Genomic DNA, 11,567 nt, shown 5'->3' with positions numbered 1-11,567 from the left:
CGGTCCCAACCAGCATGCGCCAATCAATCAGTGATTTCTGAAGAACGAAAGTCGTCGTCGCCAGCAGCGCCGCCGCCCTCGTTCAGTGAGCGGGTTATAGTGCCGACCCCAGTTTGAAGTCAACAGCATTGATTCAGAAATCTTCTGAAATCGTACAAATATTTGTTTTTACAGGATAATATCCGATTTTGGGGAATCCTGGCGTTAATATTCGTTAACCGCACTCTATATAGTGCTCTTCATCGACCGCGGGACCGAGATACTCGTGAAGACGGCCATTCCTTCCATTCTTGTGCCGCTGCGGCAAAACATGCGATAGCAGAATGCTCCCGAAACTCTCTGGAAAGTGGTCCCCGTGCGCGTTCTCTCCGATGCCTTCATTCCCGAATTGCCGAACCCCTATCGCGGCAAGGTACGCGAGAACTACGATCTGCCGGACGGCAGCCGCATCATCATTGCAACCGATCGCCTCAGCGCTTTCGATCGCATCCTGACCGCGATCCCCGACAAGGGGCATGTCCTGACCCAGACCGCGCGTTACTGGTTCGAGGCGACAAAGGACATCTGCCCCAACCATGTGATCGCCTATCCGGATCCGAATGTGGTGATCGGCAAGCGGCTCGACATCCTGCCGGTCGAGATCGTCGTGCGCGGTTATCTTGCCGGCACGACAGGCACGTCGCTGCTCACCCTCTATAAGAGAGGAGAGCGGACCATGTACGGGCTCGATCTCCCGGACGGCCTCAGGGACAACGAAGTCCTGCCCGCCCCGGTCATCACGCCGACCAGCAAGGCCTTCGACGGCGGTCACGACGAACCTCTGACCCCGAGAGAGATTGTCGAGCAGGGACTTTTGACCGCCGAACAATGGACGACCCTCTCCCGTTATGCGCTGGCGCTTTTTGCGCGCGGGCAGCAGCTGGCGGCGCAACGAGGGCTGATTCTCGTCGATACCAAGTATGAGTTCGGCACGGATGCCGAGGGCACCATCATCTTGGCCGACGAGATCCATACGCCGGACAGCAGCCGCTACTGGATCGCCGACAGTTATAACGAGGCCTTCCGCGACGGCACGCGGCCGAAGAGTTTCGACAAGGATTTCATCCGCGCCTGGGTGGTCGAGCGTTGCGACCCCTATAAGGATGAGATCCCCGCGATCCCCGCCGAGCTCGTCGAGGAGACCGCCAAAGTCTACCGCACGGCTTACGAGACGATCACCGGCGAGACTTTCGTGCCCGATATCAGCGGCGCGACCGTGCTCGACCGTATCCGCCGGAACCTGGCGCCCTATTTTACCGCGGGTTGAAATCCTATCCGGCGTTTTTGAAGAGGCCGGCGTTCAGAAGAGGCCAGCATTCAGAAGAGGACAGAGTGCGCAGACCGAGACGCAAGGCGGAAGAAACACGGGGCGATATCCTCAACACTGCAGAGATGCTCTTCCGTGAACGGGGGATCGCCAAGTGTTCGATCGCCGACGTCGCCCATGCGCTGCACATGTCGCCCGCCAACATCTTCAAGCATTTCCATTCCAAGGCATCCCTGGCGGATGCCATCTGCGACCGGCATATCAGCCGCATGATCGGCCGGTTCGAGACACTCGACGAGCCGGCGCCGGCGCCCGAGCGGCTGGCGATCGTCGTTCGCAAGCTGATGGAGGCGCATCTCCAGGACCTCCGCGACAATCCCTTCCTGTTCGAGATGATCTTCCTGATGTCGGAGGCGGATCTCCCGAGCGGCCAGCATTACAAGCGGCTGATCGAGAACCTGTTCACCGATCTGATACGGCAGGGCGTCGAAAGCGGCGCCTACAAATGCACCGACCCGCAGGCGATCAGCCAGCACGTGGCGGCCGCCTTTGCGAGCGTGCTGCATCCGGTCCTCCTGGCCAAGGCCGGTGAGGCGGAATTGCATGACCGCTGCAATGGCCTTGCCAGACTTGTGAATGCTGCGCTGCAAAATCCGCTTGCCAAGTGACGGTTTTATATTTACGTCACTTTCGCGCACCTGGAACGCCGGTTGAACTTCCGTTTTCGACCACCACTGTTCCGACCGCCTAAGACGGGTTAATCTCCCCGCCTTCCGCCCCGGCACATTCCGCCTGCCGAGGCGATCGCCCAGATGTTTTGCCTTGGATGACGCCATGACCGGACGCAAACTGATACTTCCCCTGCTTCTTTCCGTGGCGCTCGCTGCCTGCAGCGATTCTGGCCAGACGCCGGCCGGCAACGGTGCGGCAGGCGGTGCCCCGCAGCGCCCGCCTCAGCCGGTCAGCGTGGTGATCATGAAGAAGTCCGAGCAACCGATCACGGCCGTCCTGCCGGGCCGGGCGGCACCCTTCCAGATCGCCGACATCCGCCCGCGCGTCACCGGGGAGATCAAGCAGATCGCCTTCAAGCAGGGCAACGAGGTCAAGGCCGGAGACCTTCTCTACAAGATCGAGGACAGCACCTATGCGGCCGAGGTCGCCCAGGCGAAGGCGACCGTCTCGAAGGCGGAAGCCAGTATCCCGAGCGCCCAGGCGAACCTCTCCCGCTATGAGCGGCTGGTCAACAGCGGTGCGACGCAGATCGAATATGAAAATGCGCGGGTAACCCTGCTGCAGGCACAGGCGGATGTCGCGCAGGCCAATGCCGCGCTCAATGCCGCCCAGATCAATCTCGACCTGACCGAAATCCGGGCGCCTTTCGATGGCGTCACGTCGATCTCCAATGTCAGCATCGGCAATATCGTCACCGCCAACCAGACGACGGCGCTGACGACGCTCCGCCGTCTCGATCCGATCTACATCGACCTGATCGATTCCAGCACCAATCTTCTCGAACTGCGCTCGGCCATGGCTTCCGGCCGCCTGAGCGGCGACCCGCGCAAGGCCGATATCCGCCTGACACTTGAAGACGGTACGGACTACCCGCTGACCGGCAAGCTGGACATGGCCGACATGGCCGTCAGCGAAACGACCGGCACCTACCAGATCCGCGCGCTGTTCGATAATCCGAGCGACATGATCCTGCCGGGCACCTATATGCGCGCCACCGTCACCCTCGGTAACGAGAACGGTTACCTGATCCCGCAGCGTGCCGCGACCCGCAATGCTCGCGGGGAGCTTTCCGCCAAGTTCGTCACGGCGGACGGCAAGGTCGAGACCCGCATCTTCCCGACCAGCGGCGTTTCCGGCAGCAACTGGCTGGTCACGCAGGGCGTAACCGATGGCGACCGCCTGGTCGTCGACGGCTTCCAGTGGATCGCCGATGGCGCCACGGTTCAACCGGTCGAAGCGACCGTCGACGACAAGGGTTTCGTCGTCGAGGCGCCGAAACCAGCCGCTGCAAAGCCGTGAGGCCCCGAGCGGAACCGATCATGACGAAACGCGGCAAGGAATAATCTGAATGGCCAAGTTCTTTATCCGGCGACCGGTATTCGCCTGGGTCATCGCGATCGTCATCATGCTCGGCGGCGCGCTCGCCATTGCGACGCTCTCGATCTCGCAATATCCCGACATCGCGCCGACCACGGTCAGGATCACGGCAAGCTACAACGGTGCAAGCGCGGAAACCGTCGAGAAATCGGTGACGACGATCATCGAGGACGGCATGACCGGCCTTGACGACCTCACCTATATGACCTCGTCCTCCTCGACCGGCCGCGCCAACGTCACACTCACTTTCGGCAGCAGCGTTCTTCCGGACATCGCCCAGGTGCAGGTGCAGAACAAGCTGCAGCTCGTACAGTCGCAGCTTCCCGATGTGGTGCAGCAGGCGGGCATCGAGGTCGCTCGTTCGACATCGAGCATCCTGATGGTCGGCGCCCTGGTTTCCACCGACAAGAAGCGAAGCTCCGTCGATCTCGGCGACCTGTTTTCGACGCAGATCGAGGATCAGGTCAAGCGTCTGGAAGGCGTCGGCAGCATCGACATCTTCGGGTCCGGCTACGCAATGCGCGTCTGGCTCGATCCCTACAAGCTGCAGAAATACCAGCTGACGCCCGCCGATGTGACGTCCGCGATCCAGTCCCAGAACACCCAGGTTTCGGTCGGCGCCCTCGGCGGTCTTCCGGCCAAGGCGGAGCAGCAGCTGACGGTCACCATGACCGCGCAAAGCCAGCTGACGACGGTCGACGATTTCGAGCGGATCATCCTCAAGGTCGAACAGGACGGCGCGACGGTGCGCCTCAGCGATGTTGCCCGCGTCGAGATCGGCGAGGAGAGTTATGGCGGCGGCTCCCGCCAGAACGGCCTGCCGTCCACGGGTTTTGCCGTGAATCTCGCGACCGGCGCCAACGCTCTCGATACCGCCGCACGCGTCAGGGAGGCGCTGACCGCCATCGGACCCAACCTTCCGGACGGCGTGGAGATCACCTATCCCTACGACACGACGCCCTTCGTGCAGCTTTCGATCGAGAAGGTCGTCCACACGCTCATCGAAGCGATCATCCTGGTTTTCGTGGTCCTGCTCGTCTTCCTGCAAAATCTGCGTGCGACGCTGATCCCGATGATTGCGGTGCCCGTCGTCCTGCTCGGCACGTTCGGGGTGCTGGCGATAACCGGCTATTCCATCAACACGCTGACGATGTTCGCCATGGTTCTGGCCATCGGCCTTCTGGTCGACGATGCCATCGTCGTCGTCGAGAACGTCGAGCGCATCATGGACGAGGAGGGCTTGAGTCCGCTCGAAGCGACCGAAAAGTCCATGGGCGAGATCACCGGGGCCATTATCGGCATCGCGCTCGTCCTGACGGCGGTGTTTATCCCGATGGCCTTTTTCGGCGGCTCGACCGGCATCATCTACCGCCAGTTCTCGATCACCATCGTGTCCGCCATGCTGCTTTCGGCGCTGGTCGCCATCGTGCTGACGCCGGCGCTTTGCGCCACCATGCTGAAGCCGATCGATCACCACAAGAAACGTCGCGGTATCGGCGCCTTCTTCAACCGCGGTTTCGAGCGGTCCACGAACGGGTATGTCAGCACCATCGGTTATCTCCTGAAGCGCCCGTTCCGTGTGATGCTGGCGTTCCTGCTGGTGATCGGCGGCTGCGCCTGGCTTTTCACCAAGCTGCCGAATTCCTTCCTTCCGCAGGAAGACCAGGGCGTTCTGCTGACCATTATCCAGACGCCGGTCGGCGCCACCACGCCGCGCACCGACGAGGCGGTCAAGAAGGTCGAGGCCTATTTCCTGGAAAAGGAAAAGGACAATGTGGATGCTGTATTCGGCGTCCTCGGCTTCAGCTTCAGCGGAAGCGGCCAGAACAACGCGATCGTCTTCACCAAGCTCAAGGATTTCGCCGAGCGAACCAGGCCGGAGCAGTCTGCCGCAGCCATCGTCCAGCGGGCGAGCGGTTATTTCTTCAGCATCCGCGACGCGCAGGTCTTCGCGCTTCTGCCGCCAGCCATCCAGGGACTGGGCACGTCGAGCGGCTTCTCCATGTATCTGGTCGACAGCGGCAACAACGGCAATGCGGCGCTGACCACGGCATCGCAGCAGCTCATTCAGGCCGGCACCGGCAATCCGAACATCAGTTCGCTGCGCAGCAGCACCCAGCGGTCCGAAACCCAGCTCAAGATCCTGCTCGACCAGGAAAAGCTGGGCGCGATGGGCGTCGACCTCGCTTCGGTCAACTCGATGCTGGCGACCATCTTCGCCGGACGCGACGTCAACGACTTCACCCTCAACAACGAGCTGAAGCCGGTCTATGTCCAGGGCGATGCGCCCTACCGTATGCAGCCGGACGATCTGAAACACTGGTTCGCCCGCAACACCAGCGGCGAGATGGTTCCCTTCTCCGCCTTCAGCACCGTCCAGTGGATCAACGGCACGCCGCAGCTTGCGCGCTTCAACGGCACCAGCGCCATTCCTTTCGACGGCGCGGCCGGTCCTGGCGTCAGTACCGGCCAGGCCATGGACGAGATGCAGCGGCTGACGTCCGCACTGCCTGGCGGTTATTCGGTGGCCTGGCAGGGCATTTCCTACCAGGAGCGGCTGTCCGGCTCGCAGGCGCCGATGCTCTACGCGCTATCGGTCCTGATCGTCTTCCTCTGCCTTGCGGCGCTCTATGAAAGCTGGTCGATCCCGTTCTCCGTCATATTGGCCGTGCCGATCGGTGTACTCGGTGCGCTTTCCGCCGCGTATTTCTTCGGCCAGTCGAACGACGTCTACTTCAAGGTCGGGCTCCTGACGACGATCGGCCTGGCGGCGAAGAACGCCATTCTGATTGTCGAATTCGCCAAGGATCGTCAGGCCGGCGGGATGAAAATGATCGAGGCCACCCTTGAGGCCGCGCGCCTGCGCCTGAGGCCGATCGTCATGACATCGCTCGCTTTCATCCTCGGCGTCGTGCCGCTGGCAATCGCGACCGGCGCCGGATCCGCCGCGCAGAACGCCATCGGCGTCGGCGTGCTGGGTGGTATGCTTTCTGCAACACTTCTCGGAATTTTCTTCGTTCCGTCCTTCTTTGTTGTCGTTAGACGGTTATCAAAGCGTGAAAAAGAGTAGGATGACGATTACGTTCGTTAACGTATTCGACCTTTAATGCCGTCAGAAGCTATGCGAATCGCTGCTGACGGGACAATCGGAAGAGGCATGAGTGCTGACCTTCCAAGCGTTGTAGGGCACTGGGACAGAAAAATGTTATCCATTCGTGTTGTTGCTCCTCTCACTATGCTGCTGCTTTCGGGCTGCGTCGTCGGTCCAGATCACAAGGCGCCGGAAATTGCTCTTCCGGGTAAATTTGCCGAAGCCGGCAAGACCAGCAACGGCGATGTTTCGCAGGTTGCCTGGTGGACCGCATTTAATGACAGCCGTCTGAACGGCTATGTAAATCAGGGGATCGGCCAGAACCTCGATATCCTCCAGGCTCTGGAGCGGATCACGTCTGCCCAAGCCAACGTTACCGTCGCCGGCGCGGGCGCTCTCCCGTCGCTGGATCTCTCGGCCGCCAGCACGACCACCGGCACTCGTACCGACCCCGGTTCGTTCTCGCGGACGACAGTGACGGCGGGTACTGCCGATGCGTCCTGGTTCCTTGATCTTTTCGGCCTTTACAGGCGTTCCAAGGAAAGCGCGCTCGCAAGCCTCGATGCTGCCTATGCCAGCGAGGACGTCGCACGTCTCTCGTTCCTGTCTCAGATCGCCGCGGCCTATATCGACGTACGCTACTATCAGGAGCGTATCGCGATTGCCCGCCGGAACCTCGATTCGCGGCGCGAAACGCTGAGCCTCACCAAGCTCCAGCTTGATGCCGGCGCGGCGTCCCGCCTCGATGTCGTCCAGTCGGAAGGCTTGGTCAATTCGACGATCGCGGAAATTCCGGGCCTGGAAACGAGTTTCCGGGGTGCGGCGCACCGTGTCGCCACGCTTCTCGCCATGCCTGCATCGTCGCTCGTTCCCGAACTGCAGAAAGGCGCCCGCCAGCCGGTCGCCCGCTTCAGCACCAAGGCCGGCGTCCCGGCGGACCTGATCCGCAACCGTCCGGACATCCGTGCCGCGGAACGCCAACTCGCATCGGCAGTCGCCGAAATCGGCGTCGCCGAGGCCCAGCTCTATCCGGCCATTACGCTCGGCGGCTCCATTTCTCCGAGATACAACGCACTTACCCCCGGCCTCGATAGCCGGGCCTTGACCTGGTCCTTCGGGCCGCAGCTGAGCCTGCCGATCTTCGACGGCGGCCGTCTGCGCGGCAATGTCAAGATCGCCGAATCCAGCGCCCGCGGACAGTATCTCGCCTGGAAGCAGACGGTTCTGAACGCGGTCGAGGAAGTGGAAAATGCATTGGCCGCAGTCGCCCGCGACAGCCGCACGGTTTCCGCACTTCAGGCAACTGTGAAGTCCTACGAAGAAGCCCTGCAGCTCGGCACCGCCAGCTATCGTGACGGCGCTTCCTCGCTGCTCGACGTTCTCGACGCCCAGCGTGAGGTCTCGACCGCTCAGTCGAACCTCGCAGCCGCCGTGCGTCAGATGGCGCAGGACTACGTCTCGCTCAACGTGGCGATCGGCGGCGGTTACGCCTTCGGCAAGACCGATACCAAGGTCGCGTCGGTGGTCATCAAGAAGTAGGCTCCGCCCCAATATAACCGACAACAAAAAACCTCCGAAGCCAGCGCTTCGGAGGTTTTTTTATCACGCCCGGAAAGGCCGGGGACGATCAATTCGACGATCAGTTCTTGGCGCGCTCGACGTAGGAATTGTCTTCGGTGGCGATCACGACGCGGGTGCCGGCATCGATATGCGGCGGAACCGCGGTGCGGATGCCGTTCGACAGCATGGCCGGCTTGTAGGACGAGGAAGCCGTCTGGCCCTTGACGACCGGTTCGGTCTCGACGATCTCCAGCGTCACGTGGCGCGGCAGCTGAAGAGCCAGCGCAATGCCCTCGTGCATGGAGAGAACGCAGGTCATGCCTTCCTGAAGATAGGCTTTCTGGTCGCCCATCGTATCCACGTCCACCACGACCTGGTCGTAGTTTTCCGGGTTCATGAAGTGGAAGCCTTCGCCGTCTTGATAGAGGAACTGGTGGTTGACGTCCTCGACGAAGGCGCGCTCGACCTGCTCGGTCGTCCGCCAGCGCTCGGACACCTTCACGCCGTCGACGATGCGGCGCATATTGACCTGCGTGACAGGCGTGCCCTTGCCGGGATGGAAGTTCTCGGCGGTGAGAACGACATAAAGCTTGCCGTCCACATCGATGACGTTGCCCTTGCGGACAGAAGAGGCGATGACCTTGACCATAGGATTCCTTGTGGTGCGAACCGGCTTGTAACTGCCGAAAATGCGTCGTAGAGGACCGGGCGATAACCGGCCCGAAGGACGGATCGTCTGTTTTCCGGCCGGAACTACTCCAAAACCGCGCAAAGTGGAAGCCTTGCCGGGGAGAACCGGCGAAGAAAGCCATAAATGAGCTCGTCGCGACCTGCCATATCCCGCTCGCCCTGGTGGACGCCGGCAAACCACGCCGACCGCCGGCCCTTCCTGATGGGCCGCAACGCGGTCCAGACGACGTTGCGCGACTTCTTCTCGCAGCGCGATTTCATCGAGGTCGATACGGCGACGCTCCAGGTTTCCCCAGGCAACGAGACCCATCTGCATGCCTTCGCAACCGAAGCGATCGCCATCGATGGCGGCAGGGCGCCGCTCTATCTGCACACGTCGCCGGAATTTGCCGCCAAGAAGCTGCTGGCCGCCGGCGAGGAGCGCATCTTCACCTTCGCGCATGTCTACCGCAACCGGGAACGCGGGCCGCTGCACCATCCGGAATTCACCATGCTGGAATGGTACCGCGTCGGCGAAACCTACGAACAGCTGATGGCCGATTGCGCCGAGATGCTGGCACTGGCCGCCGATACCACCAGGACCGGGCGCTTTGCCTTCCGCGGGCTGGAAGTCGATCCTTTCGCCGAGCCGGAACGCCTGACGCTCGGTGAAGCCTTCGACCGGTTCGCCGGCATCGACCTGCTCGCTTCCGTCGCGACGAACGGCGATACCGATCGCGATCTCCTGGCTGCCGGCCTGAAAAAGGCCGATATCCGCTTTGCCGAAGACGATACCTGGGCAGACCTCTTCAGCAGGGTCCTGGTCGAGAAGGTCGAGCCGCATCTCGGCCAGGACCGCGCGACGATCCTCCATGAATACCCCGTTTCCGAGGCAGCGCTCGCCCGGCCATCCGCCCGTGATCCGCGCGTCGCCGAACGTTTCGAGCTTTATGCCTGCGGCGTCGAGCTTGCCAACGCCTTCGGAGAATTGACCGACGCCGGCGAACAACGACGCCGTTTCGAGCACGAAATGGCCGAAAAATCCCGCATCTACGGCGAACGTTATCCGCTCGACGAAGACTTTCTCGACGCGCTTTCGATCATGCCGGATGCCAGTGGGGCTGCACTCGGTTTTGATCGATTGGCCATGCTGGCAACCGGTGCCACCCGTATCGACCAGGTTATGTGGGCGCCGGTCGCGGAGGTGTTCGGATGACCGCAGTCCGTTCATTGAAAACCCCGGAAGATCTCGCGGCCGCCGGCCTGATCGAGCCCCAAAAGCTCGACGGCATCCGAGCCATCGCAGACCGCTACGCGATCGCGCTGACGCCAACCGTGGTTTCGCTCATCGACAGAACCGATCAAAACGATCCGATCGCCCGGCAATTCGTCCCCGATCCGGCAGAGCTGCTGACGACGCCGGAAGAGCGTGCCGACCCGATCGGCGATCAGGCGCACAGCCCGGTCAAGGGCATCGTTCACCGCTATCCGGACCGGGTGCTGCTGAAGGCCATGCATATCTGCCCGGTCTATTGCCGCTTCTGCTTCCGCCGCGAAATGGTCGGGCCGCAAGGCGACGGGACGCTTTCGCCCGAGGAGCTGTCGGCGGCGCTCGCCTATATCCGCGAGCACCCGGAGATTTGGGAAGTCATCCTCACCGGCGGCGATCCGCTGGTGCTTTCGCCGAGACGGCTTGCTGCCATCATGCGCGGCCTTGCCGAGATCCCCCATGTAAAGATCGTCCGCTTCCACACGCGGGTACCCGTCGTCGAGCCGGAGCGCATCGACGCGGCAATGATTGCGGCATTGAAGGAAAGCGGCAAGGTCGTCTACATCGCGCTGCACGCCAACCATCCGCGCGAAATGACCGAAACCGCCCGCGCCGCCTGCGCCCGCCTGGTCGATGCCGGTTTTCCGATGGTGAGCCAGACGGTGCTCCTGCGCGGCGTCAACGACGATCCGGCGGTGCTTGGCGACCTGATGAAGGCTTTCGTCGAGACCCGGATCAAGCCCTATTACCTGCACCATCCGGATCTCGCACCCGGCACCAGCCACTTCCGGCTGGATATCGCCGAAGGCCAGAAGATCGTCTCGGCGCTCCGGGGCAATATTTCCGGCCTCTGCCAGCCCACCTATGTCCTGGATATCCCCGGCGGCCACGGCAAGGCGATGATCGGCGAAAGCGCCGTGCGCGGCGAAGACGGCTGTTATTCCGTCAGCGATTACCGCGGCGGGGAGCATGCCTATCCTCCGAAATGACACGGGTTCTTGTTCACGCGGCGAAATGCGCCCGTGGCTTGGCCTGGAATTTGGAGAGCCCACACGAATGCGGAACCTCGATTGATTTTTTAATGGTGGCTCCGCATTCGCGTGGCCTACGGCGTCTTCTCGGGGCTTCCGGCCCCTACAGATGATCATCTCGCCTCGCTGCGTGGCTTTATTCGCGCCCATCCTTTCGGGACAGGCCTGCCACTTGCACGGCTCAACCGAACCTGGCCCAGCGGCCAGGGGGAGGCTTGATAGGAATGTTCGTCTTTCGACGCGCACTCCATGGCTTTCACCTCTTCCACCGTCCCCGCACGTTACGGTTCCGATGAAAGCGCCGGCCTCCGCCTGCCCGCGAACGTCTCGCGAAACACTCCGGCGACGGAAGCGAGGGGATTGTAGGCATGGGTTTCGAGGGCGGGGAAATTAAAAGCGAGAAAAATTAGGACGCGCCATACGAGCTCCCCTGTCGTCAAGCATCTCTCACCAGGGCGACGCGGCATTCTTAACCTCCCCCTTGCGGGGAGGGTGCCGGCAGGCGGGAGGGGTTTTGATGCTGGATGAAGT

Annotated in this window: 8 protein-coding genes; 7 read left to right on the top strand and 1 reads right to left on the bottom strand. The window is 62.0% G+C overall.

Features of this window, described 5'->3' with window-relative positions; translation table 11 throughout:
- The first annotated feature begins 355 nt into the window (after positions 1–355).
- The 5 genes from C5L10_RS33060 (at position 356) to C5L10_RS33040 (ending at position 8,045) form a co-directional block, all read left to right on the top strand.
- The gene (locus C5L10_RS33060) at positions 356–1,306 is read left to right on the top strand and encodes a phosphoribosylaminoimidazolesuccinocarboxamide synthase (protein ID WP_105433174.1); all 951 of its coding nucleotides are present in this window, start codon (positions 356–358) and stop codon (positions 1,304–1,306) included.
- A 65-nt stretch (positions 1,307–1,371) separates the two neighbouring features.
- Positions 1,372–1,974, top strand: coding sequence for a TetR family transcriptional regulator (locus C5L10_RS33055; protein WP_245448376.1), 603 nt, complete (start codon positions 1,372–1,374; stop codon positions 1,972–1,974).
- Positions 1,975–2,140: 166 nt separating this feature from the next.
- Positions 2,141–3,337 (top strand): efflux RND transporter periplasmic adaptor subunit, encoded by a 1,197-nt coding sequence (locus C5L10_RS33050; RefSeq protein WP_105433172.1) that lies wholly within the window; start codon positions 2,141–2,143, stop codon positions 3,335–3,337.
- A gap of 49 nt (positions 3,338–3,386) precedes the next feature.
- Positions 3,387–6,485, top strand: a complete 3,099-nt coding sequence (locus tag C5L10_RS33045) for an efflux RND transporter permease subunit (protein WP_105433171.1) — start codon at positions 3,387–3,389, stop codon at positions 6,483–6,485.
- A 132-nt stretch (positions 6,486–6,617) separates the two neighbouring features.
- Entirely contained in the window at positions 6,618–8,045 is a 1,428-nt protein-coding gene (locus tag C5L10_RS33040) for an efflux transporter outer membrane subunit (RefSeq protein ID WP_105433170.1), read from the top strand.
- A 100-nt stretch (positions 8,046–8,145) separates the two neighbouring features.
- Here the strand turns inward: C5L10_RS33040 and efp are convergent, their stop codons facing one another.
- Entirely contained in the window at positions 8,146–8,715 is a 570-nt protein-coding gene (gene efp, locus C5L10_RS33035) for an elongation factor P (RefSeq protein WP_046668203.1), read from the bottom strand.
- Between the two features lie 165 nt (positions 8,716–8,880).
- Between efp and epmA the strand changes: the two genes are divergently transcribed.
- Together epmA and C5L10_RS33025 are read left to right on the top strand one after the other, a co-directional pair.
- Entirely contained in the window at positions 8,881–9,951 is a 1,071-nt protein-coding gene (gene epmA / locus C5L10_RS33030) for an EF-P lysine aminoacylase EpmA (RefSeq protein ID WP_105433169.1), read from the top strand.
- Positions 9,948–10,994, top strand: coding sequence for a lysine-2,3-aminomutase-like protein (locus C5L10_RS33025; RefSeq protein WP_105433168.1), 1,047 nt, complete (start codon positions 9,948–9,950; stop codon positions 10,992–10,994). The genes epmA and C5L10_RS33025 overlap by 4 nt, the downstream gene beginning before the upstream one ends.
- The last annotated feature ends 573 nt before the right edge of the window (positions 10,995–11,567 follow it).

This window comes from Neorhizobium sp. T6_25 (assembly GCF_002968555.1).
In the GTDB taxonomy this organism is placed as follows: Bacteria; Pseudomonadota; Alphaproteobacteria; order Rhizobiales; family Rhizobiaceae; genus Neorhizobium.
Note: the sequence above shows the minus strand (reverse complement) of the source record. Positions and strands in the feature narration are given on the sequence as shown.

Excerpts from the sequence above, each read along its gene's own strand:
- C5L10_RS33050 (WP_105433172.1), top strand. The coding sequence starts at position 2,141 with ATGACCGGACGCAAACTGATACTTCCCCTGCTTCTTTCCGTGGCGCTC.
- C5L10_RS33045 (WP_105433171.1), top strand. The coding sequence starts at position 3,387 with ATGGCCAAGTTCTTTATCCGGCGACCGGTATTCGCCTGGGTCATCGCG.
- C5L10_RS33040 (WP_105433170.1), top strand. The coding sequence starts at position 6,618 with ATGTTATCCATTCGTGTTGTTGCTCCTCTCACTATGCTGCTGCTTTCG.
- efp (WP_046668203.1), bottom strand. The coding sequence starts at position 8,715 with ATGGTCAAGGTCATCGCCTCTTCTGTCCGCAAGGGCAACGTCATCGAT.
- epmA (WP_105433169.1), top strand. The coding sequence starts at position 8,881 with ATGAGCTCGTCGCGACCTGCCATATCCCGCTCGCCCTGGTGGACGCCG.
- C5L10_RS33025 (WP_105433168.1), top strand. The coding sequence starts at position 9,948 with ATGACCGCAGTCCGTTCATTGAAAACCCCGGAAGATCTCGCGGCCGCC.